Consider the following 21,840-nt stretch of genomic DNA (forward strand, 5'->3'; position numbering starts at 1 on the left):
CTCACATCGTCAGATTAGTGGCGCCACCGTCCAGCAGGATGTTCTGACCTACGATGAACCCCGCATGTTGCGAACACAAAAACGCGCAGGCCGCGCCGAATTCCTGCCGCGTCCCATACCTGCGCGCCGGGATCGTTGCCGCGCGTGTCGCCCGTGCCTCATCCATAGAAATCCCCTGCTGCGCGGCCACACCGGCATCCAGCGAGTCCGCTCGATCCGTTGCGTGAATGCCTGGCAACAGGTTGTTGATCGTCACCCCGTGCGGGGCGACCTGCCGTGCAGTTCCGGCGACATAACCGGTCAGCCCCGTGCGAGCCGCATTCGACAGGCCCAAAGCCGGGATTGGCGCGCGCACGGATTGCGACGTGATATTAACCACCCGGCCCCAGCCCTTTTCCACCATACCCGGCAGCAGCGCTTTCATGAACGCAATCGGCGTCAGCATGTTGGCATCCAGCGCCTTGATGAAATCGTCCCGGTCCCAGTCCGACCACAATCCCGGCGGCGGGCCGCCCGCATTTGTCACTAGAATCTCAATACCCTGCGCTGCGCTTATAACCCGCGCCTGACCCTCCATTGAGGTCACATCGCAGGCCACGGTTTGCACATCCACACCGTGTTCTGCCCGCAGGCGAGCGGCCTCGGCCTCCAACGCTTCGGCCCCGCGTGCGTTCATCACCAGATCCACTCCAGCGGCGGCCAAGGCCTCGGCGCAGCCCAAGCCCAACCCCTTGCTGCTGGCACAGATCAGCGCGCGTTTTCCTTGAATTCCCAGATCCATACGGTCCTCTCCACCTTTTGTTGTCCGCATGTCTAGCACCCGCCAGACGGAGAGGACCAGAGATCAATCACAGTCAGTAAAAGAACTCTTCCCTGACTATCTTGCCTTCGGCGACGTGATAAACGCCGACCTCGCGCATATCGAAGGTTTCACCAGTTTCTTTCACCTTCCCTTGCACTTCGAAGATCACGGCGAAACGGTCATCCCCGTGCATGAAAGGTTCACTCACAGACGCACCAGAGACCTCATGCGCGCCCTCCCACCATTCGTGTTTGCCACGGATCGCGTCACGTCCTTGTATTTCGCGTCCCATGCCGGAGTAATCTACCGCTTCAACCGAGACCGCATCGGCGGAGTAAAGCTTGGCCAAATTTTCTTTAGCCCGATCCTCCCGGCAACCTGCAACCAGTTCGTCCGCAATTTCTTTCAAATTCATTGATCCACTCCATCTTTTGTTCACTATATGTTCTTATTGCCATAGCGTCGTGATTCTGAACACCCCCTTTGTCTTGCCTCGGCAGGATTCCACGCCTATACGCGCCTCCATGCTTGATACCGCCTCGAACAAACCCGTATTGCCGCCCGAGATCGCCCGGCGCCGGACATTCGCCATCATCTCGCACCCGGATGCGGGCAAGACGACGCTGACTGAAAAGTTCCTGTTGTACGGGGGTGCCATTCAGATGGCCGGTCAGGTGCGCGCCAAAGGTGAAGCGCGGCGCACGCGCTCGGACTTCATGCAGATGGAGAAAGATCGGGGCATCTCAGTTTCGGCCTCGGCCATGTCGTTCGACTATGGGAATTTCCGGTTCAATCTGGTGGACACACCCGGCCACTCGGACTTTTCTGAGGATACGTATCGCACCCTCACTGCTGTAGACGCTGCCGTGATGGTGATCGACGGCGCAAAAGGTGTGGAAAGCCAGACGCAGAAACTGTTCGAGGTCTGCCGCCTGCGCGATCTGCCGATCCTGACCTTCTGTAACAAGATGGACCGGGAAAGCCGCGATACGTTCGAGATCATCGACGAAATTCAGGAAATGCTGGCGATCGACGTCACGCCCGCCTCTTGGCCGATTGGCGTGGGTCGTGACTTTATCGGCTGCTACGACATGCTGCGCGACCGGCTGGAGCTGATGGACCGCGCCGACCGTAACAAAGTGGCCGAGAGCATTCAGATCAACGGACTGGACGACCCCAAACTGGCCGAACACGTGCCCGCGCATCTGCTGGAAAAGCTGCTGGAAGAGGTTGAGATGGCGCGCGAACTGCTGCCCGCACTCGACCCGCAAGCGGTACTTGAGGGGCACATGACCCCAATCTGGTTTGGCTCGGCGATCAACTCGTTTGGTGTGAAAGAACTGATGGAGGGCATCGGCGCCTACGGTCCGCAGCCACAAGTGCAATCAGCAGAACCGCGTCAGATTTCACCCGATGAAAAGAAAGTCGCCGGCTTTGTTTTCAAGGTGCAGGCCAATATGGACCCCAAACACCGCGACCGTGTGGCGTTTGTCCGTATGGCCTCGGGCCACTTTAAACGCGGCATGAAACTGACCCATGTGCGGTCGAAAAAGCCAATGGCAATCTCAAATCCGGTCCTGTTCCTTGCCTCCGACCGTGAACTGGCCGAAGAAGCCTGGGCCGGTGACATCATCGGCATCCCCAACCACGGCCAGCTGCGTATCGGCGACACGTTGACCGAAGGTGAGGCGCTACGTGTCTCAGGCATCCCGTCCTTTGCGCCCGAGCTTTTGCAAGGTGTGCGTGCGGGTGATCCGATGAAAGCCAAGCATCTGGAAAAAGCCTTGATGCAATTTGCCGAAGAAGGCGCGGCCAAGGTGTTCAAACCCTCGATAGGATCGGGCTTTATCGTTGGCGTCGTTGGCGCACTGCAATTCGAAGTGCTCGCAAGCCGGATTGAGATGGAATACGGCCTGCCCGTGCGGTTCGAGGCATCCCAATTCACCTCGGCCCGCTGGGTCAGTGGGGACAAGGCCGAGGTCGAAAAGTTCGTCAACGCCAACAAACAGCATATCGCACATGATCACGATGGCGACATTGTTTACCTGACGCGTCTTCAATGGGACATCGACCGAGTGGTTCGCGACTATCCCGCCCTAACCCTGACCGCCACCAAAGAGATGATGACGTGACCGGCGCGAAAGCCGATTATGCTCGATAAGCCGTCCTGGGGTGTTGTTTCCACGGTTCGGGGCGCGGCCCTGGATATTTTGCGGTTCGCAGCCTATCACCTCGATCTTGGGGTCGACCGAATATACCTGTATCTGGACGAGCCCAACCCCAAGGCATTCAACGCGCTGAACAATCACCCGTGTGTCACAGTCCGCAATTGCGATGACGGGTTTTGGGCCAACCGAAAACGCGAGCGCCCTGAGAAACACCAGGTCAGGCAAACCGCAAATGCGACATTCACCTATCGCAATACAGAGCTGGACTGGCTGGCCCATATTGATGTGGACGAATTCCTGTGGACCGAAAAGCCGATCGCTGACCTACTGGCTGAGGTTCCGGGTGACATTCCTGGCGTTCGTATCCGCCCAATCGAAGCGCTGGCCGCCGGCAGCGATCTGTACAAGGCCTTTATTCCGAGTGGAAAAGACCGAGACGGCCTCGTGCAGTCTCTTTATCCCAATTTCGGTGCCTTTGTGCTGGGCGGATTCTTCAGCCATGTGCAGGGTAAATTGTTTGCCCGCACCGGGCTTCCGAAAATCAATTTTCGAATCCACAATCTTTTCCAGAACGGAGAGCTAATGCGCTGCAAGGTTGAACTGCCGGAAGTTGATCTGTGCCACCGGCACGCTGCTGATTGGGATCACTGGCTTTCTCACTACCGGTTCAGGCTTGAACGCGGCTCATATCAGCCCGGAATGTCCCCCAACGTACCGCGCGACCGCGGCGGGATGAACATGAACGAACTGCTCAGTTGGATCGAAACCGACGGCGGACTGGATGGTCTGCGCTCCTTTTTTAACGAGATCAGCGGGGCCGATCCCGATGTACGCGCGCGCCTGGAAGGCCACGGCATGATCCGGCATCGACCTTTGAACCTGGACGAGAAAGCCAGGAAACACTTCCCCGGAAGTGTCTGAATTGTTGCGCATAATCTGCATCATACGCTGAGTTAAAACGGTTAAGGGGACTTCATTTGACCCCGCCCTACGTTTTTGTTATGTCCGCGCTCAAGCCGAAATGCGCCCAAAGCGTATGGCCATCCGGGCCCGGCACACCTTAGACGCGCGGGCTAGGTTTAATGTCCGCATGAACCGGACATACATGACCAAGTTTAACGAACTGAACCTGAACCCGAAGGTCCTCAAAGCCATTGAGGAAGCCGGATACGAAACTCCCACTCCGATCCAGGAAGGCGCGATTCCGCCCGCGTTGGAAGGCCGTGACGTGCTGGGTATCGCCCAAACCGGTACTGGCAAAACCGCCAGCTTCACCCTTCCGATGATCACTCTTCTGGCCCGTGGCCGCGCGCGTGCTCGTATGCCGCGCTCGCTGGTGCTGTGCCCGACACGTGAGTTAGCCGCACAGGTGGCCGAAAATTTCGACACATATTCCAAGCATCTGAAGCTGACCAAGGCGCTGTTGATCGGTGGCGTGAGCTTCAAGGAACAAGAGGCCCTGATCGACCGTGGCGTGGACGTTCTGATCGCCACGCCGGGCCGTCTGCTGGACCATTTCGAACGTGGTAAGCTGCTGCTGACCGGCGTGCAGATCATGGTAGTGGATGAGGCTGACCGGATGCTGGATATGGGGTTCATCCCCGATATCGAACGCATCTTCTCATTGACTCCGTTTACCCGCCAGACGCTGTTCTTCTCGGCCACTATGGCGTCCGAGATTGAACGCATCACTGATACTTTCCTGTCCGCCCCTGCACGGATCGAGGTTGCCCGTCAGGCCACGGCCTCCGAGACCATCGAACAGGGCGTGGTTATGTTCAAAGGCGGCCGTCGCGACCGCGAGGCCAGCGGCAAGCGTAAAGTTCTGCGCGCATTGATCGACGCCGAGGGTGACAAGTGCACAAACGCCATCATCTTCTGCAACCGCAAAACAGACGTGGATATCTGCGCGAAATCGCTGAAGAAATACGGCTATAACGCCGCCGCCATTCATGGCGATCTGGACCAGTCACAACGTATGAAAACGCTGGACGGTTTCCGTGATGGCTCGCTGCGGCTGCTGGTCGCGTCGGACGTTGCCGCGCGAGGGCTGGATATTCCTTCGGTCAGCCACGTGTTCAACTTTGATGTCCCCGGTCATGCCGAGGATTACGTCCACCGCATTGGCCGTACTGGTCGCGCGGGCCGCGAGGGCAAGGCTGTCACGATTTGTTCAGGCCGCGATGAAAAGGCTCTGGATGCGATCGAAAAGCTGATCCAGAAAGACATTCCGCGCATCGACAACCCGGTCAAGGAAGCGCCCAAGACCGAAAAGCCGAAGCCCGAAAAAAAGACCAAGACCTCAGACGGCACAAAGAGCGACAGCAAGAAAAGCGACCGCAAAAAAGACAAAGAGCCTAAAGGGCGCGGTCGCCGCGACGATGGTGGGTCTGCTGTCGTTGGCATGGGCGATCACCTGCCCAGTTTCATTGCCCTCAGCTTTGATGAGCGCCGCGCTGGCTAAATAGCTAGGACCAACGCCAGAATTGAGACACCAAGCAACGTCATCCCGGCGATTTCGCGCCGGGTTATGGTCTCGCGGAAAAACAGGATCGAGGCAAACAGGCTGAGGATCAGTTCCACCTGCCCCAATGCTTTGACGTATGCCGCGTTCTGCAACGTAAATGCAAAAAACCAGCAAAACGAACCGCACAGGCTAGTCAGGCCGACAAAAACGCCGGTGCGGCGCGTTCGCCAGACCGCACCCAGTTCTGCGCGATCCCGCCACAGCAACCAGGCGCCCATACTCAGAAACTGGAACGTCACGACCACGGCCAGTGTGACCAGCGCGCGAAACCATGCGTCAATGTCCCCCAACTCCAACGACGCACCGCGATAGCTGACTGAAGAAAAGGCAAACAGAACGCCGGACCCCAGCCCCAGACGCGAGGCGCGATTGGTCAGGTGTTGCCACCAAGCGCCGTCACCTCCGGGGTTCTTCGACAATAGCAGCACTGCCGCCAGTCCCAGAAAGATTGCAACCAAAGCTCCGGACGAGACCTGATCGCCCAAGACCAGAAACCCGACAATCGCCGTCTGGATCACTTCGGTTTTCTTAAAGGTGATTCCCACGGCAAAGTTGCGCTGTTTGAACAGGGCGACAACGCAGATGGTTGCCAGGATCTGCGCAGTCCCGCCTATGGCCGCAAACAGCCAAAACCGTCCGGTCAGGTGCGGCAGGCTGAAACCCGTTACCTGCATCGCGACAATCAGCCCGAGAACCGCCAAAGGCATAGAATAGGCAAACCGGGCAAAGGTTGCACCAGCCGCTGTCAGCTTTACCGCGCTTAGCGACTTTTGCAGCATAAACCGCACCGTCTGAAACGACGCGGCGGCGATGGTGACGGGAATCCACAAACTCATGGTTTCCCTTGTGTCGAGAAATCAGGGCTTTGGCCAGAGAGGATGCGCAACCGGGTCTTTGGCGCGCCAGAGATAGGCGCGGAATATCTGTGCATAGGACCGGTATACATACGCCTCATTGCTGGCCAGGTATCGCTCTTTTCCTGCTTGATACAGCGCGGGCAGCCGATACCACGGGGCGCTGGGATTCATGTGATGAACGACGTGCAGGTTATTGTTTAAAAAAAGAAATGCCAAAGGACCACGGTCTTCGATTATTACAGTCCGGGCACGCGATTTTTCATGTGCACGATGTTCCAGAAAAGTACGAATCTTGACCAGCCCCAACCCGATATATGCTGACGTAACAAAGGCCCAAATCGGCATCGGTGATTGCGCCACAATCCATAACACCACGGCAACGCCCGGCAAGTGCAGAGCCCATGCGAGCAGGATATTTCTGTCCCCATGTAACGCTCCACGCAACTCGTCGCGCAGGAATTGTATCTGCCCTATGGCCGGACCCAGCACGATCCGCCCCAGCAAAGTGTTGTTCACGGTATACACCCCACGCTTCCAACCGGGCAATGAACCCCACACTTGCGGGTCCAGATAGTTCGACTCTGGATCATCATAAGGGTCAGTCAATGTCGCATCACGGTGGTGCGCCAAGTGCAGGTCACGAAACCTGTTGTATGGGATAAAAAGGGTCAAAGGCAGCGCCAACAACACCTCGTTCATCCATCGGGCTCGAAATGGGTGCCCATGCAGCGCCTCGTGAGTCAGTGACGAATGCAACGCTGCCACCAGCCCCATAACAGGAATGGCTATCCATACTGGCAGCAGAAAAATAACCACCAACCATGCCCCGTAGCATGCGAAGATGAGGGCCAGCGTGCCCCACTCTGGGCCGTTACGCCCAGCCATGTCGGCCCCATGAAATTCCGGCCCAAACGCGTTCGTAAATCACATAAAGCGTCAGGCCGATGGCGGTATTCACAATTGCTAAAGTTCCGCCAACTGCTGCTGACCCGGTTGCGATCAGTCCGACCAGAGTCATCATGATCAGACCCATCGCATTCCACACCACAGCTTTCACGACCGATCTTCGTCGCGTTTCCATTCCGTCACCCATATTATTGTTATGTCTTTAAAATTACGGCCCCTTACGCTCGTTGAAAATTCTGAATATGATTAACAAAACTCATCAAATATGATATTTATAAACATATGCAGGATAAAATAGACAAACGCGACCGTGCCGCCCAGTTCCGACTGCGTCTTGCCCGCGCCATGGAGGAACGTCACATCAGCCAAAGCGCATTGGCCCGTCACATAGGCGTTGATCGTTCGACGGTGTCGCAACTTTTAACGGATGCTGGCGCACGGCTGCCCAATGCCCATGTGGTCGGCAGCTGTGCCTCGGCTTTGGGCGTGTCGGCAGATTGGCTTCTTAGCCTTTCGGACCGGCCAGAAAGCGCAGCGGAATTGCTGGCCAGTTCCCTGACAATGACGGAAGCCCCTCGCGCCCTTGTCGATGAGCGCATTTTCGAATGGCACCAGGAAGCTGCAGGATACAAAATCCGTTATGTTCCAGCGACTTTGCCCGACATGTTGAAGACACGCACAGTGCTGGAATGGGAATACGCCCCGCATCTCGGCAGGACAGCGGACCAGGCAATTGGTGCCTCGGCGGACCGTCTGACATGGATGCGCAGCGCACAATCCGACTATGAAATAGCAATGCCGCTGTATGAAATCGAAAGCTTTGCCCGCGGCAGTGGTTACTACTCTGGGCTTTGCCCGAAAATTCGCCTGGAACAGATCGATCATTTGCTGGATTTATGCCAACAACTGTACCCACGGATGCGCATCTATCTTTTTGATGCAAAACGGCTTTACTCTGCTCCGGTGACGATCTTCGGCCCCCTGCTTTGCGTGTTCTACGCAGGCAGCCATTATATGGCCTTCCGCGACCGCGACCGGATTGAGACCTTCACACGCCATTTCGACACACTGGTGCGTGAGGCAGACCTGACCGCGCGGGACTTCCCCAATTACCTCAAACAGCTACGGGCAGAGATAGCTGACGACTGATACCCGTAGATGCGCCCCCATCCATCTTGTGTTATCCTCATTTGGCGCGAACCTTGGGGCATTCTGACCACAGACGGAGGATGACAGGAATGGACGCACTAAAAACCGCACAATATGCACGTGCACTCTATACCGCTCATGGCGACCGGGCAGAGGCGGAAGCCGCGCAAAAGATGCGCGAATGCGAAGCTTCCGGAAACAAGCAAGGCGCACAAGACTGGCAGGCGGTTCGCCAGACCATCCGCCAGATTCGCGGCCCCAACCAGGGCTGACAGCGCCTAGATTTTCGGGTCGGGGTTCACAGTATGCCCGTCCACGGCAATCACCTGACCCGATACCAATCGCGCCGCATCCGAAGCTAGAAACACGGCCATGTTGGCAATGTCTTGAGCTTCGACAAAGCGCCCCATTGAGGTGCCCGAGGCGTACCCATCATAAACCTGATCCCGTGTCATCCCTTTGGCCGCAGCCTCACGGGCCAGGACGCCTTCCATACGGGCCCCCTCGACAGCGCCGGGGCAAATAACATTGCTCCGCACGCCATGCGGGCCAAGCTCCATCGCGAGGGTCTTTGCCAGTCCGATTACGCCCCATTTCGCTGCGGCATAAGGCGCGCGATTGGGGTATCCATACTGTCCGGCCGTCGAGGACGTGAGCAGCACCAATCCGCGCCCCTGCTTTTTCAGCATCGGAGCGGCGTGTTTCGCACACAAAAAGGCCCCTTCAAGATTGACTGACATACAGGTCCGCCAATCATCCAAGGTCACATCTTCGATCAAGGCCGTCGGTCCGGCGATACCTGCGTTGGCGCACAGGGTATCAATCCCGCCCCATTCAGAATTGATTTCATTGAACAAAGCTGCCACGGCAGTCTCGTCAGCTACGTTCACCTTGGACCGCAACCAATGCGCGGGACATGCTGACAACGCGGCCTGATCGACATCTGCCACCCACACCTGCGCCCCGGCTGCGTCGAACGCGTCGGCCATGGCACGACCGACGCCCGAAGCGCCAGCCGTGATCAGTACACGTCCGCTCATGCCGGTTTGCGGATCGCAGCACCCGCGCCGTCTGGATAGGGCAAGCCTGCCTGAGCCTTGGCGATCCGGGCCATTGCAGCCTCAATCTCGGCTGGCGGCGCACTGGGGCGGCGCGTTTCCAGACTGACATGCAGCAGAAAGCTCTCACCTGTCGCCAGTAGTTTGTCGCCTTCATACATGCTGTGGAATAGGTGCAGCTTCTTGCCCTGCCCCAACAGCATCTGTGTGCGCACTTCGATCTTCGCGCCCGCGTGCGCTTCGTCCAGATATCGGATATGGTTCTCGGCGGTGAAATAGCTACCGCCCGAGGCGATATAATCTGCGTCACAGCCAATGACCTCCATGAAACGGTCCGTTGCGGCGGCGAAGGCCTCCACATATTTCGCCTCGTTCATGTGACCGTTGTAGTCGGTCCAGTCCAACGGCACCGCACGGGACAGGGTCAGGATCGGTTGGCTCAGATCCGCCTGTTCCAGTGTCGGCAGCGCGCCGGGTTTCAGCAGTGCGTCATGCTGGTTCAACACTGCACCCGCACCGTAGTTCTGCGCCTTGAGAGCGCGCATCATGCCTACAAGATTGTTGTCGCGAATACGCTCCAACTCGCGGATCGAATGCATACCTGACTGCGCATCGGACTGATCCGCGATCAGATCCACCAACTCATCCGTGAACTCTGGCACATCCATCAACTTGGTCCAGGGCCATTTCAAGGCAGGCCCGAACTGCGCCATGAAGTGCCGCATCCCGGCCTCGCCCCCCGCCACGCGATATGTTTCGAACAGACCCATCTGCGCCCAGCGGATACCAAAGCCCATACGGATCGCTTCGTCGATCTCTTCCGTCGTGGCGATGCCGTCTTTGACCAGCCACAGCGCCTCACGCCAGACGGCCTCGAGGAACCGATCAGCGATATGCGCGTCGATCTCTTTCTTGATGTGCAGCGGGAAGAAGCCAACCGATTTGAGTAGGTCCTGCGCGCGCGCAACCATCTCGGGCGGGTTTTGTTCTGTCGGCACCAATTCAATCAACGGCAACAGATAGACCGGATTGAAAGGATGCGTCACCACGATCTGCTCGGGGCGCAGTGCCCCACCCTGCAACTCGGACGGTTTGAACCCGCTGGTCGAAGACCCAATTATTGCGCTCGGATCACACGCCTCCTGCAGGCCCTTGTAGACCTTCAGTTTCAGGTCCAAACGTTCCGGGACACTCTCCTGAATCCACGCGGCCCCTTGCACGGCCTCTGCCATATCCTCATGAAAGGTCAACGCCCCCTCAGGAGGCAAAGGCACATCGCTTAACCCCGGCAGAGACCTGCGCGCGTTGTCCAGAACTTCACCAATCTTGCGCTCTGCCTCTGGGTCCGGGTCGAACACCCGAACATTCCACCCATTGAGCAAGAATCGAGCAGCCCAACCGCCACCGATTACGCCACCACCAATGATCGCAGCCGTTTTCATCGCATTCAGTCCCAAGTCAAATTCTGATCTTCATCTTTTTGAAATACTCTGGAGGATTGGGGACTGCCCCCCCAATCCAACCATCGTTACTTCGCCACCGGTGCCCGTTTTACTAGACCCAGCTTCTCGCGGACCTCTTGCGGCCCGATCACCCGCGCGCCCATGTTCTCGATGATGGTCCCGGCACGCTCGACCAGTTGCCAGTTCTCGGCCAGAACGCCCTTATCCAGCCACAGGTTGTCTTCCAGACCGACGCGCACATTGCCGCCCGCCAGCACGGATGCTCCGACATAGGCCATCTGATTTCTACCCAATCCAAACGCGCTGAACGTCCAGTCATCGGGCACGTTGTTGACCATCGCCATGAAAGTGTTCAGATCATCCGGCGCACCCCAGGGCACGCCCATGCACAGCTGAACCAGAGCCGGACTGTCCAATACACCATCCTTCACCAGTTGCTTGGCGTACCAGAGATGGCCGGTGTCAAACGCCTCGATCTCGGGCTTAACACCCAGATGTGTCATCATCCGCCCCATCGCCTGCAGCATGCCCGGCGTGTTGGTCATGACGTAATCAGCTTCGGCAAAATTCATGGTGCCACAGTCCAGGGTGCAAATCTCAGGCAAACATTCGGCCACATGTTCGACCCGTGCCGCCGCGCCGATCATGTCGGTGCCGTCCTCGCGCAGCGGCAAAGGTGCCTCGGTCGGGCCAAAGACCATGTCCCCGCCCATCCCCGCGGTCAGGTTCAGAACCACGTCCACTTCGGCCTCGCGAATGCGGTCGGTCACCTCGCGATACAGATCCAACCGACGGCTGGGCGCACCGGTCTCGGGGTCACGCACATGGCAGTGCACCACGGCAGCGCCAGCCTTGGCTGCGGCGATCGCGCTGTCGGCGATTTGCTGCGGCGAACGCGGCACATGCGGGCTACGATCCTGCGTTCCGCCCGAGCCGGTGACGGCGCAGGTGATGAAGACTTCGCGGTTCATTTCCAGAGGCATGGTGTTTTCCCCAAGTTATACCCGGTTTTGCCGTGAGTTTTCCCCAGGCTTCTCCCCGGATTCCGATTTGCGTTGCGCGTAAGTCTGACGCAGCCTTGTGGAAACACTTGCCAGAATGCGAATCGAACTTGATGAAATCCGCAAAAAACATACTTCAACCCGAACATCGCGCCCTTAAAACGGCCGTGCTGGTTCTGGACGAATGCAACACGCTCAGCTTTGCCTCGGCGGTTGACCCGATGCGCGCAGCCAACAGGTTGGCAGATCGCCCGGCTTTCGATTGGGATTATGTCACCGCGACGGCAGAACCCGCTATGTTGACCAGTGCCCTGAACGTCCCCGGCATCCCGCTGGCCCGATTGCAAAGCTGCGACCTGATGATCGTAGTCGCCGGGTTTCAGCTGGCTCGCCACGCGACTCCCAGTTTGCTGGCTGGACTGCGCCGTATTGCGGGCACTGGGTCCACGATGGCAGGAATCGATGGTGGTCCCTGGCTGCTGGCCGAAGCTGGGTTATTGGATGGCCACGCTGCGACAACTCATTGGGAAGATCTGGACAACTTTGCCGCCCGCTTCCCCGATGTCGACGTCCGCCCTGACCGTTTCACCGTTTCAGGCAATCGCCTTACCTCCGGCGGCGCGATTCCAGCGGTTGAGATGATGCTACACATCATTGCTGCCCGCCACGGTGGCGGCTTTGCCGCACGTGTCTCAGGCCTGTTCCTCTACGATGGTGCACCGGAACCCACAAAACCGCAAAGCCGAACAGGTGCACCGCACCGCCACACAGCGTTGACGGCCAAGGCTAACACGTTAATGGAAGCCTCGCTCGATGATCCGTTGCCATTGGCAGACATCGCCGACACCCTTGGAACTAGCCCTCGCACTCTGCAGCAGCAGTTCAGGCTGCGCCTGAACACCACGCCGCAGGACCACTACCTGCAACTGCGCCTGGCAGAGGCCCGCCGTCTGGTCACTGACACCGACATGTCTTTGATGGACGTTGCACTGGCCACGGGGTTCGCCTCACAATCCAGCTTTGCCCGCGCGTTCCGCACCGCACACGGTCTCTCGGCCCGCGACCTCAGACAGGAACGCACGCACCCCACACACCACTAACCGGATCCCATATCTGGCCAATAAATATCCCAAGGGAGACGTGCATAGCGCGGCGGGGGCGCAGCCTTCTAAAACGGCATCGGGTGAGCGCGGTGGGCCTGACTGATCTCGTGCACAACTTCATCCGAAAGCCGTACTTCCTTGCCTGCCAGAATATGTTCCAACTGCGGCACTGTAGTCGCACCAAAAATGGCCGACATCATGAAGCGCCGCGTCCGACACCAGGCCAGCGCCATGTGCACCGGGTCCAGACCATGCCGGTCAGCGATCTCCAGATAGGCCGAGACCGCCTCGAACACACGCGACCCCGTCCGACCGCCCATTTCAGCCACCAAGCACATTCGAGACCCCTCGGGCACTGCCCCGCCCTGATACTTTCCGGTCAGAAATCCCGCAGCCAAAGGCGAAAAGGCCATCAGCCCCACATCCTCATGTGCGCTGAGTTCGGCCATATCCGTGTCGAAATGGCGGCACAGCAGCGAATACTCGTTCTGAACCGAGGCTACCCTTGGCGCGCCCATCTGCTCGGCTATCCGTAGCCATTGCACCGTGCCCCATGCGCTTTCGTTCGACAGGCCAAAAGCCCGGATATTGCCTTTGTCGACCTGCGTTTGCAGGGCACCAAGGCATTCTTGCATGTTGTCCAAAACTTCGTTCGTATTGTGTCCTGACGGCGCATAGTCCCAGTTCTGGCGAAACATATAACTGCCCCGGTTGGGCCAGTGAAACTGGTACAGATCAATGTAATCCGTCTGCAATCGCCGCAGCGAACCTTCGATCGCCCCAGGGACCGTCTGAGCGGTTATTGGTGCACCTTCACGGACATGAACCATTCCGGCACCGGAATGCTTGGTCGCCAGAATATAATCACCGCGCCGAGATGGGTTGGCAGCATTCCAATTGCCCAGAATTTCCTCGGTCCGCCCAGCGGTTTCTTTCGAGATCGGGTTCACCGGGTACATCTCGGCGGCATCAACGAAATTGATTCCGGCCTCCAGCGCCAAATCCATCTGCCGGTGCGCATCTGTTTCAGATGTTTGGCTACCGTAGGTCATCGTTCCGAGGCACAGGTCGGTCACCATGATGCCTGTGCGGCCCAAAGGCTTGGTTTCCATCTGTTGCTCCCTCGAGATTTAATTTGAAGTCAAGGCCTTACGCCTCGGCTTTCTTCTCCCATCGGCCTGATTCTTCGGACCAGTATTGCGCCGCACATCCAGCACCAGTCAGCGCCTTCCACTGCACTCGCGCGTGCTGCACGGCTTGGTCATCATTGCCATCGAACAGGATGCAAACGCGTTCCAGCGCAGTGACTTCGTCCGGTTCAACCGCTGCTCCGTCCACCGCCATAATACAGGATGGTTCATTGGCTGCCTTCGGCCCCGTCGTCAGCAAAATGGGCTGCGCTGCATCGTGCGGCCCACCCTCACGCCCATGTGGCAGGAACCCGTCCTCGGGCCCCAGCCACAGTTTTTCGTCCAGCCAGTCCATCCGCGCGGGATCAATACCCCGCACGGCTATCTTCCACCCGGCCTGCCGCGCCTTGTCCAGCAGTACCGGCAGAGTCTGCTCCAGCGGTTGACGGGTCAGATGGTAGAAATAGACAGCCCCCATGTGCTTACTCGAAATTATCCTGCACAAATCGGCTCAGCGCACGAACGCCCCAGCCTGTGGCCCCTTTTGGCGCATAGGACGTCTCGGACGACACCGAAGCGACCCCGGCGATGTCCAGATGAATCCACGGAGTTTCCTCTTTGACGAACCGCTGCAGGAATTGCGCTGCCGTAATCGAACCCGCCGGACGTCCGCCCACGTTTTTCATATCAGCAATGCGCGACTTCAGCAGTTTGTCATAAGCGTCGCCCAGAGGCATCCGCCAAGCGCCTTCATCCTCGGCACCGGCGGCCTTCAGGAATGCATTGCAGAACGTGTCGTTGTTCGAGAAAACACCGGCATTCTCATGCCCAAGACCAATGATGATCGCACCCGTCAATGTCGCCAGATCGACCATACCCACTGGCTTGAACCGCTCCTGCGCGTACCACATTACGTCACACAGAACCAAACGGCCCTCTGCATCGGTGTTGATGACCTCGACCGTGTCACCTTTCATCGACTTGATCACATCGCCCGGACGGGTAGCGTTACCGGATGGCATGTTCTCGACCAGACCGACAAGCCCGACCACATTAGCCTTGGCCCTTCGCTTGGCAAGCGCGCGCATGGTGCCCGCGACAACCCCCGCGCCGCCCATATCCATGGTCATGTCTTCCATGCCACCCGCTGGCTTCAACGAGATACCACCGGTGTCGAACACGACGCCCTTACCGACCAGCGCCAGCGGCGCGTCGTCCTTTTCACCGCCGTTCCACTGCATCACCACCACTTTCGAGGGGCTGACAGAGCCCTGCCCAACGCTCAGCAGCGTGCGCATGCCGAGTTCTTCCAGCTTGTCCTCTTCCAGAACTTCGACCTCAAGCCCCAGTTCTTTCATCTCGGCCAGACGGTCGGCGAATTCGGTGGTGGTCAGGATGTTGGCCGGTTCGTTGGTCAGATCGCGGGTCATACGCACACCATCGGCCACTGCGTACAGAGGAGCAAAGGCAGCCTCGACCTCATCAGCCTTACGGTGCCTGACAGTGACAGTTCCGGCATTGCCACTGTCCTTGGTCTTGTGCGCATCAAAATCATAGTTGCGCAGCGCAATCCCCATCGCCAGATCTTCGGCGCGCGTCTGATTGTCGGCCATTACAAGCAAGTCCTTCTTGCCCGACAATTTGGCAAGCGCCGCGCCGGCCTTGCGTGCCTCGGCCGCGTCCGGACGGCGCGGCAGGATCACTATGTCAAGCGCTTCAGCCACCATGCCGACAGGCCATGCCAACGTAATCACGTCCCCCGTTTTTACCTTTTCAAACCGAGAGCTTTCGATCAGACGCGCCACCGTACCCCGGGTCAGCCGATTGGCCCGGCGAACCGCAGGGCTCATCTTGCCTTCGGGCGGTACAATCACGGCAACCCGCCCTTCGGCAGATGCCATTACGTCCACGTCAAAAGGCTGAAACCGGATCGGTACAAGACTGCTCATTGCAAACTCCTCAAAATCTGTTCTCCAAGACCTAGCCCGCGCGACGCGGCTTGACCAGATAGCAGTTTTCCCCGCTTGCCAATTGCAGTACAGTCCCGAAAAAATTCCGGCCGGATCGGGGGAGAACAAATTGGCGAGACAGGGCAGGCATAGGCTGTTGCGCGTCAGCGCGGGCAGATGTGATTCTGCGTCCGTGAGCCAGAACACCCCCATTGATGCCCACACGTCGGAGGCACGTTCGTGATCCTCGACCGTTATTTCGCCCGTCGGTTCATCCAAAGCTTTCTGGTCATCGGCGGGATTTTTCTGACGCTGTTGATCCTGATTGATCTGGTCGAACAGGCCCGGAAGTTCGACAAGGAAAACCTGGCATTTGGTAAACTGCTGCATCTGACATTGCTGAACACACCAGCCGCGATCAGTGAAATGCTGCCCTTGCTGGTGATACTCTCGACGATTGCATTATTCATTGGTCTAGCTCGCAGTTCAGAACTGGTGGTGACGCGGGCAATCGGCCGGTCCGGCATTCGGGCATTGTTGGCGCCGGTGGCTCTGGCGCTGTTGATCGGCACGCTGGCGGTTGCGGCGCTGAATCCGATTGCTGCCGCGACATCCGAGGAATACAGCCGCCTCTCAGACACTTACAAAAACAGAGGCGGGTCCGCTCTTTCGATCACTCGTGAAGGTCTTTGGCTGCGCCAGGGTTCCGAAAACGAGCAATCGGTCATTCACGCCCGCGGCACCACCGGTAACGGCACATTGGAACTGACCGGCGTGACGATAATCACTTTTGCCCCTGATGGCAGGCCAACCCAACAGATAAGCGCCAGACGGGCACGGCTGGAGAATGGAAAGTGGGTTCTGTTCAAAGCAAAGGTCTGGCCACTGTCCGATAACGAAAACCCGGAAGTCGGCGCGCAAGAACACAAGCGCTTCGAAGTCCCGACAACTCTGACGCGCCAGCGTATTCTGGACACGCTGGGACAAAAAGATTCGGTTTCCGTCTATGACTTGCCCCAGCTGATCCGCGACCTGGGCGAGGCCGGCTTTTCCACCAAACAATATGAGGTCTGGTTGCAGGTTCAGCTTGCGCGACCTCTCTTTCTGATGGCCATGGTCATGATTGGTGCCGCCTTCACCATGCGCCACGTGCGATTTGGTGGCACAGGCATCGCGGTTCTTTCTGCCGTTCTGCTGGGATTCGCCATCTACTTCGTTCGAAACTTTGCCCAAATTCTAGGGGAAAACGGTCAATTGCCTATCTTCGTCGCAGCCTGGGCCCCGCCCTTTGCAGCCATCCTACTGTCCCTTGGTCTGTTGCTGCACGCGGAGGACGGTTGATGCGGGCACTGTCGTACTTGCTGCTGTCCGGTGCTGTGGTGCTGGCTGCGCCCACGGCGGTGATAGCCCAAGGTCGCCCCGCCCCGGCCCAAACGCAGGAGACGCAACAGGAAGACCTGCCTGCCCTGCTGGTTGCGGACAAAATCTTCATAACGCCCGAACGCGTTCTGGTTGCGGAAGGTAACGTCGAAGCCTTTCAGGGCGAGGTCAAAATTACCGCTGACCGTATCACCTATAACCGCGAAACGGGGGCTTTGTCGCTGGAAGGCCCGGTTCGTATGGACCAAGGCGGTGAAACCACCATATTGGCGGATTCAGCCGAACTGGATGACGGCATTCAGAACGGACTGCTGATCGGAGCGCGGATGGTGTTCGACCAGCAAATCCAGATCGCCTCGGTTCAGGCTACTCGAGCCGCAGGCAGATATACTCAGCTCAGCAAGGTTTCAGCGACGTCGTGCCAGGTCTGCGCCAATGGTAGGCCGCCGCTCTGGCAAATTCGCGCTCGCAAAGTCACGCATGACCAGTTGGAACGGCAGCTCTATTTTGAGAACGCGCAGTTCCGCATACTGGACGTACCGGTGTTCTACCTTCCTTATCTGAGGTTACCGGACCCAACGCTGGACCGTGCCACTGGTTTTCTTGTTCCCTCAGTCAGAACCACTTCGCAACTTGGGACTGGCCTGCAGGTGCCGTATTTCTTCAAGCTGGGCGATCACAAGGATCTGACGCTGACCCCTTATGTATCCTCCAAAACCAAGACGTTGGGATACCGTTATCGTCAGGCGTTCAAGACCGGTCGCCTTCAAGTGCTGGGGGCCTACACCAAGGATGATCTGCTGCCAGACGAAGATCGGGGTTATCTGTTCGCCAACGGCTGGTTCCTGCTCAACGATGGATTCCGGTTTACGTTTGACCTTAAGACGACGTCCGACGACTCCTATCTAGCTGATTACGGATTACCGGATTTTGACCGGCTGCGTAGCGAGATCGCGCTTGAGCGGATTAAACGCGACACGGCGTTCCGAACTAGCTTTATCCACTACAAAACCCTGCGGGACAGTGAAGATCAGGATGAAATCCCGTCACGGATTTTCGATCTGTACTATCAAAAACGGCTGTTCCCGACGACAGCAGGCGGTGAAGTCAGGTTAAGCTTTGTAACTCACGCGCATGAACGTACTAGCGATGCAGATATCGTCGGACGCGACATCGCCCGCGCCACCTTTGATGCAGTATGGCTGCGCAACTGGACCTATGCCTCGGGCATTCGGGCAGAGACACGTGTGGGCGCGTCAGTAGACGCGTTCAATATTCGTCATGACAGTCAGTTTCCTGAAAATGTGACACGGGCAACCCCACGCGCTGCCCTGACTTTGCGGTATCCGATGCAGAGGCGCGAGCAGTCTGGGGCGACTCAGATCCTCGAACCGATTGCTCAGATCGGCTGGACTCATGTGACGGATGATGATGTTCCCAATGACGAAAGCACTTTTCAGGAATTCGACCAGGGCAACCTGCTGTCTCTTTCGCGCTTTCCTGCACCCGATCAGCGTGAAGACGGGGTTACCGGCGTAATCGGCGTCAACTGGTCTCGGTATGGGCGGTCCGGGTGGCGGGCACTGGCTACGGTCGGTCAAGTCTTTCGCAACGATGCCGATCCCAATTTTAACCTGACCTCGGGCCTTCAGGGCACGTCTTCGGATGTGTTGCTTGCCGGTCAGATTGAAACGGCCAATGGCTGGTCACTGGCTGGTCGCGGGCTGATCGACGGTGACTTCAGCTTTACCAAGGCCGAACTCCGCGCCGCGTGGCGACAAGAAACCGCTGGTGTTACCGGCAGTTATGTCTGGCAAGAACCCGACCCGGCCGAAAACTTAAGCGACGAGATTTCTGAAATCAGGTTGACCGGACGTTATACCGTGGATCAGAACTGGCGCACCACCGCATTGGCACGCTATGACCTGAGCGAATCCGAGCCTATTCGATATGGGTTGGGTGTTACGTATCAGAACGAGTGTGTACGAGTTAACATGACCGTCAGCAGGCGCTATACCTCATCATCAAGTATTGAGCCTTCGACAGAATTCGGCTTTACCGTAGCCCTGACGGGATACTCCGTTAAAAGCGGTGGCCAACAGTACAAGAGAAAATGCAGTTGATATCAGGTTTCTCCAGTTTCATTCGCTCCGGTTGGCTAAAGCCGGTCGCTCCTGCTTTGATCGGGGCGATGTTGGTTTGGTTGCCCCCTCAGTCTCAGGCTCAAAGCCTGTTTTCTCCGGCGATCAAGGTCAATCAGGATATCGTAACCTGGTACGAACTGAGTCAGCGACAACAGTTTCTGGCCGCATTGGGTGTTGGCGGCACCTCTGAAGAGGAGGTGCGCCAGGCTTTGATTGACGAACGTTTGCGCCGCCAGGTTATGCGCGAGGCAGGGATCGAGGCCACGCCAGAGGAAATCCAGGTGGGGATCGACGAGTTTGCCGCGCGCGGTCAGTTGTCAACCGACCAGTTTCTGCAGTTGTTGGCCGACCAGGGGGTAGATCGGGAAACCGTCCGGGACTTCGTGGCCGACCAGATGTCATGGCGCGACTATATCAGCGGACGCTACCTATCGCAGGCGCGCCCGTCAGATGACGAAATCAATCGCGCTTTGGGGCAAGCCGGAGGCGGCGGGCTGCAAGTTCTATTGTCCGAAATCATCATCCCGGTAAATCAGCAGACCTTAGCTCAGGCAGAGCTTTTGGCGGATGAGATTGCGCAACTAGACGGCTACGACGCATTCTCAGCAGCCGCCGCGCAGTATTCGGCTGCCGCCACGCGTGACAATGGCGGTCGGCTGGATTGGTTGAATCTGACCAGCCTACCTCCTGCCCTGCAACCGGTTATTTTGGGCCTGAAAAACGGCGATATCACCCAGCCTTTAACCTTGCCGAATGCGATCGCTCTGTTCCAGATGCGCGGCCTTCGAGAAGTCGCAGCCGACGCCCCCCGCTATTCCGAGATTGACTACGCGATCTACTATATTCCGGGCGGCCGCAGCGCCGAAACTTTGGCCGATGCAGCACGGTTAAAAGAAGAAATCGACAACTGCGATGACCTCTACGGCATCGCCAAGGATCAACCACCCGAAGTACTGGAACGTATTCAGGCCAGCCCCTCGGAAATCCCGCGCGACATAGCGCTGGAACTTGCCAAGCTTGACCTGAATGAAGTGTCGACAACGCTGACCCGCAACAATGGCCAAACGCTAATGTTCCTGATGCTGTGCACCCGCACCCGCGACAGAGGCGAGGAAACATCGCGCGCCGACGTTGCCAATGCACTTGCTCAGCAACGGCTGACTGCGTTCGCCGAAAGTTTGCTGGAGCAGCTGCGCGCAGACGCAACCATCATCGAACAATGAACGCTCCTATCGCGCTCAGCTGTGGAGATCCAGCCGGAGTAGGACCGGAAATCGCCGCCAAAGCGTGGTCCGACCTAAGAGAAAATTGCCCATTCTTCTATATCGGCGACGCGGCTCACCTGCCCGCAGAAACACCTGTTGCACACATCTCTGATCCTGCTGAGGTTGCCGACATTTGCGCGACGGCTCTCCCTGTGTTGCAATTGGAATTCCCGGCACCCAACAAATTAGGTCACCCAAATGCGGCCAATGCTCCTTCAGTCATTGACGCGATTGAGCGCGGCGTCTCACTGGTTCAGACGGGCGCGGCATCGGCTCTCTGCACCGCACCGATCCACAAGAAAGCCCTGATTGATGGTGCCGAGTTTGCCTATCCCGGCCACACCGAGTTTCTAGCCGCACTTGCCGGGCGTGACCGAGTGGTCATGATGCTGGCCAGTGATCAGTTGCGAGTGGTGCCCGCAACCATCCACATTCCCATTTCTCAGGTTCCCGCCGAACTGACGCCCAAGCTGCTGCGTGATACCATCGCGATTACCGCCGACGGCTTGCGTCATCACTTCGGCATCGCGCGTCCCCGCATCGCCATTGCCGGCCTCAACCCACATGCAGGCGAAGGTGGTAAAATGGGGCATGAGGAATTGGACTGGATTGCCCCTCTGATCGCCGATATGCCGACCGATGGCTACAGCATTACCGGGCCTCACCCGGCGGACACGATGTTCCATGCTGCGGCCCGCGAGAACTATGACGCAGCAATTGCGATGTATCACGATCAAGCCCTAATACCGATCAAAACGCTGGATTTTGACCGGGGGGTGAACGTAACGCTTGGACTGCCTTTCATTCGCACCTCACCCGACCACGGCACAGCGCTGGATATAGCGGGCAAGGGAATCGCCAACCCCACTAGCCTGATCGAGGCCTTGAAACTTGCTCAACGCATGGCGCAAACCTCTTGATCCCTAACTTGGCTAAAA

The 21,840-nt window shown here is 57.9% G+C and carries 21 protein-coding genes; 10 read left to right on the forward strand and 11 right to left on the reverse strand.

Annotated elements, in window-relative coordinates:
* Position 1: 1 nt before the first annotated feature.
* Positions 2–781: an SDR family oxidoreductase gene (locus ACR0IY_RS03575; RefSeq protein ID WP_480671128.1), complete on the reverse strand. Its 780-nt coding sequence runs from the start codon at positions 779–781 to the stop codon at positions 2–4.
* Positions 782–854: 73 nt separating this feature from the next.
* Complete coding sequence (locus tag ACR0IY_RS03580) at positions 855–1,217, reverse strand: SnoaL-like domain-containing protein (RefSeq protein WP_480670466.1); 363 nt, start codon at positions 1,215–1,217, stop codon at positions 855–857.
* A 109-nt stretch (positions 1,218–1,326) separates the two neighbouring features.
* Here ACR0IY_RS03580 and ACR0IY_RS03585 point away from each other — a divergent pair, with 109 nt between their 5' ends.
* From ACR0IY_RS03585 to ACR0IY_RS03595, 3 genes are all read left to right on the forward strand, one after another.
* On the forward strand, positions 1,327–2,934 hold the full coding sequence (locus ACR0IY_RS03585; protein ID WP_480670467.1) for a peptide chain release factor 3: 1,608 nt from the start codon (positions 1,327–1,329) through the stop codon (positions 2,932–2,934).
* An 18-nt stretch (positions 2,935–2,952) separates the two neighbouring features.
* Positions 2,953–3,891 (forward strand): glycosyltransferase family 2 protein, encoded by a 939-nt coding sequence (locus tag ACR0IY_RS03590; protein WP_480670468.1) that lies wholly within the window; start codon positions 2,953–2,955, stop codon positions 3,889–3,891.
* Between the two features lie 184 nt (positions 3,892–4,075).
* A complete protein-coding gene (locus ACR0IY_RS03595; protein ID WP_480670469.1) occupies positions 4,076–5,434 on the forward strand; it encodes a DEAD/DEAH box helicase in 1,359 nt (452 codons plus the stop codon).
* Here the strand turns inward: ACR0IY_RS03595 and ACR0IY_RS03600 are convergent.
* Genes ACR0IY_RS03600 through ACR0IY_RS03610 form a run of 3 tightly spaced genes read right to left on the reverse strand, consistent with a single transcriptional unit; the run spans position 5,431 to position 7,435 of the window.
* Positions 5,431–6,333, reverse strand: coding sequence for an EamA family transporter (locus ACR0IY_RS03600; protein WP_480670470.1), 903 nt, complete (start codon positions 6,331–6,333; stop codon positions 5,431–5,433). The genes ACR0IY_RS03595 and ACR0IY_RS03600 overlap by 4 nt on opposite strands.
* Positions 6,334–6,354: 21 nt before the next feature.
* A complete protein-coding gene (locus ACR0IY_RS03605) occupies positions 6,355–7,239 on the reverse strand; it encodes a fatty acid desaturase (RefSeq protein ID WP_480670471.1) in 885 nt (294 codons plus the stop codon).
* The gene (locus ACR0IY_RS03610) at positions 7,226–7,435 is read right to left on the reverse strand and encodes a DUF2061 domain-containing protein (protein WP_480670472.1); all 210 of its coding nucleotides are present in this window, start codon (positions 7,433–7,435) and stop codon (positions 7,226–7,228) included. Before ACR0IY_RS03610 ends, ACR0IY_RS03605 begins: the two co-directional genes overlap by 14 nt.
* Positions 7,436–7,542: 107 nt before the next feature.
* On the opposite strand from ACR0IY_RS03610, the gene ACR0IY_RS03615 reads away from it, so the two are divergent.
* Together ACR0IY_RS03615 and ACR0IY_RS03620 are read left to right on the forward strand one after the other, a co-directional pair.
* Entirely contained in the window at positions 7,543–8,409 is an 867-nt protein-coding gene (locus tag ACR0IY_RS03615) for a helix-turn-helix domain-containing protein (protein WP_480670473.1), read from the forward strand.
* 89 nt (positions 8,410–8,498) lie between these two features.
* Complete coding sequence (locus tag ACR0IY_RS03620) at positions 8,499–8,681, forward strand: hypothetical protein (RefSeq protein ID WP_480670474.1); 183 nt, start codon at positions 8,499–8,501, stop codon at positions 8,679–8,681.
* 6 nt (positions 8,682–8,687) lie between these two features.
* On the opposite strand, the gene ACR0IY_RS03625 is transcribed toward ACR0IY_RS03620, so the two are convergent.
* From ACR0IY_RS03625 to bcoG, 3 genes are all read right to left on the reverse strand, one after another.
* Positions 8,688–9,449 (reverse strand): SDR family oxidoreductase, encoded by a 762-nt coding sequence (locus tag ACR0IY_RS03625; RefSeq protein WP_480670475.1) that lies wholly within the window; start codon positions 9,447–9,449, stop codon positions 8,688–8,690.
* A complete protein-coding gene (locus tag ACR0IY_RS03630; RefSeq protein ID WP_480670476.1) occupies positions 9,446–10,909 on the reverse strand; it encodes a carnitine 3-dehydrogenase in 1,464 nt (487 codons plus the stop codon). Before ACR0IY_RS03630 ends, ACR0IY_RS03625 begins: the two co-directional genes overlap by 4 nt.
* A gap of 86 nt (positions 10,910–10,995) precedes the next feature.
* Positions 10,996–11,913 (reverse strand): 3-dehydrocarnitine:acetyl-CoA trimethylamine transferase BcoG, encoded by a 918-nt coding sequence (gene bcoG, locus ACR0IY_RS03635; protein ID WP_480670477.1) that lies wholly within the window; start codon positions 11,911–11,913, stop codon positions 10,996–10,998.
* 131 nt (positions 11,914–12,044) lie between these two features.
* Here bcoG and ACR0IY_RS03640 point away from each other — a divergent pair, with 131 nt between their 5' ends.
* Entirely contained in the window at positions 12,045–13,031 is a 987-nt protein-coding gene (locus ACR0IY_RS03640) for a GlxA family transcriptional regulator (protein ID WP_480670478.1), read from the forward strand.
* Positions 13,032–13,099: 68 nt separating this feature from the next.
* Here ACR0IY_RS03640 and ACR0IY_RS03645 read toward each other — a convergent pair whose 3' ends face one another.
* From ACR0IY_RS03645 to ACR0IY_RS03655, 3 genes are read right to left on the reverse strand one after another with little or no spacing between them, the layout of a single operon-like run.
* The gene (locus ACR0IY_RS03645) at positions 13,100–14,146 is read right to left on the reverse strand and encodes an aldo/keto reductase (RefSeq protein ID WP_480670479.1); all 1,047 of its coding nucleotides are present in this window, start codon (positions 14,144–14,146) and stop codon (positions 13,100–13,102) included.
* Between the two features lie 37 nt (positions 14,147–14,183).
* Positions 14,184–14,642 (reverse strand): DNA polymerase III subunit chi, encoded by a 459-nt coding sequence (locus ACR0IY_RS03650; protein ID WP_480670480.1) that lies wholly within the window; start codon positions 14,640–14,642, stop codon positions 14,184–14,186.
* A gap of 4 nt (positions 14,643–14,646) precedes the next feature.
* A complete protein-coding gene (locus tag ACR0IY_RS03655) occupies positions 14,647–16,113 on the reverse strand; it encodes a leucyl aminopeptidase (RefSeq protein WP_480670481.1) in 1,467 nt (488 codons plus the stop codon).
* Positions 16,114–16,353: 240 nt separating this feature from the next.
* Here ACR0IY_RS03655 and lptG point away from each other — a divergent pair, with 240 nt between their 5' ends.
* The 4 genes from lptG to pdxA are packed head-to-tail and all read left to right on the forward strand — an operon-like array spanning position 16,354 to position 21,822.
* A complete protein-coding gene (lptG, locus tag ACR0IY_RS03660; RefSeq protein ID WP_480670482.1) occupies positions 16,354–17,454 on the forward strand; it encodes an LPS export ABC transporter permease LptG in 1,101 nt (366 codons plus the stop codon).
* Positions 17,454–19,616, forward strand: coding sequence for an LPS-assembly protein LptD (locus ACR0IY_RS03665; protein WP_480670483.1), 2,163 nt, complete (start codon positions 17,454–17,456; stop codon positions 19,614–19,616). Before lptG ends, ACR0IY_RS03665 begins: the two co-directional genes overlap by 1 nt.
* Entirely contained in the window at positions 19,607–20,860 is a 1,254-nt protein-coding gene (locus tag ACR0IY_RS03670; protein ID WP_480670484.1) for a peptidylprolyl isomerase, read from the forward strand. Before ACR0IY_RS03665 ends, ACR0IY_RS03670 begins: the two co-directional genes overlap by 10 nt.
* On the forward strand, positions 20,857–21,822 hold the full coding sequence (gene pdxA / locus ACR0IY_RS03675; RefSeq protein WP_480670485.1) for a 4-hydroxythreonine-4-phosphate dehydrogenase PdxA: 966 nt from the start codon (positions 20,857–20,859) through the stop codon (positions 21,820–21,822). Before ACR0IY_RS03670 ends, pdxA begins: the two co-directional genes overlap by 4 nt.
* Positions 21,823–21,840 lie beyond the last annotated feature (18 nt).

The sequence above is a fragment of the Ruegeria sp. BC1 genome, from assembly GCF_056539305.1.

Excerpts from the sequence above, each read along its gene's own strand:
- ACR0IY_RS03625 (WP_480670475.1), bottom strand. The coding sequence starts at position 9,449 with ATGAGCGGACGTGTACTGATCACGGCTGGCGCTTCGGGCGTCGGTCGT.
- ACR0IY_RS03575 (WP_480671128.1), bottom strand. The coding sequence starts at position 781 with ATGGATCTGGGAATTCAAGGAAAACGCGCGCTGATCTGTGCCAGCAGC.
- bcoG (WP_480670477.1), bottom strand. The coding sequence starts at position 11,913 with ATGCCTCTGGAAATGAACCGCGAAGTCTTCATCACCTGCGCCGTCACC.
- ACR0IY_RS03595 (WP_480670469.1), top strand. The coding sequence starts at position 4,076 with ATGACCAAGTTTAACGAACTGAACCTGAACCCGAAGGTCCTCAAAGCC.
- ACR0IY_RS03615 (WP_480670473.1), top strand. The coding sequence starts at position 7,543 with ATGCAGGATAAAATAGACAAACGCGACCGTGCCGCCCAGTTCCGACTG.
- ACR0IY_RS03620 (WP_480670474.1), top strand. The coding sequence starts at position 8,499 with ATGGACGCACTAAAAACCGCACAATATGCACGTGCACTCTATACCGCT.
- ACR0IY_RS03585 (WP_480670467.1), top strand. The coding sequence starts at position 1,327 with ATGCTTGATACCGCCTCGAACAAACCCGTATTGCCGCCCGAGATCGCC.
- ACR0IY_RS03670 (WP_480670484.1), top strand. The coding sequence starts at position 19,607 with ATGCAGTTGATATCAGGTTTCTCCAGTTTCATTCGCTCCGGTTGGCTA.
- ACR0IY_RS03605 (WP_480670471.1), bottom strand. The coding sequence starts at position 7,239 with ATGGCTGGGCGTAACGGCCCAGAGTGGGGCACGCTGGCCCTCATCTTC.
- ACR0IY_RS03650 (WP_480670480.1), bottom strand. The coding sequence starts at position 14,642 with ATGGGGGCTGTCTATTTCTACCATCTGACCCGTCAACCGCTGGAGCAG.
- ACR0IY_RS03665 (WP_480670483.1), top strand. The coding sequence starts at position 17,454 with ATGCGGGCACTGTCGTACTTGCTGCTGTCCGGTGCTGTGGTGCTGGCT.
- ACR0IY_RS03580 (WP_480670466.1), bottom strand. The coding sequence starts at position 1,217 with ATGAATTTGAAAGAAATTGCGGACGAACTGGTTGCAGGTTGCCGGGAG.
- ACR0IY_RS03655 (WP_480670481.1), bottom strand. The coding sequence starts at position 16,113 with ATGAGCAGTCTTGTACCGATCCGGTTTCAGCCTTTTGACGTGGACGTA.
- ACR0IY_RS03640 (WP_480670478.1), top strand. The coding sequence starts at position 12,045 with ATGAAATCCGCAAAAAACATACTTCAACCCGAACATCGCGCCCTTAAA.
- ACR0IY_RS03610 (WP_480670472.1), bottom strand. The coding sequence starts at position 7,435 with ATGGAAACGCGACGAAGATCGGTCGTGAAAGCTGTGGTGTGGAATGCG.
- ACR0IY_RS03590 (WP_480670468.1), top strand. The coding sequence starts at position 2,953 with ATGCTCGATAAGCCGTCCTGGGGTGTTGTTTCCACGGTTCGGGGCGCG.
- pdxA (WP_480670485.1), top strand. The coding sequence starts at position 20,857 with ATGAACGCTCCTATCGCGCTCAGCTGTGGAGATCCAGCCGGAGTAGGA.
- ACR0IY_RS03630 (WP_480670476.1), bottom strand. The coding sequence starts at position 10,909 with ATGAAAACGGCTGCGATCATTGGTGGTGGCGTAATCGGTGGCGGTTGG.
- ACR0IY_RS03600 (WP_480670470.1), bottom strand. The coding sequence starts at position 6,333 with ATGAGTTTGTGGATTCCCGTCACCATCGCCGCCGCGTCGTTTCAGACG.
- ACR0IY_RS03645 (WP_480670479.1), bottom strand. The coding sequence starts at position 14,146 with ATGGAAACCAAGCCTTTGGGCCGCACAGGCATCATGGTGACCGACCTG.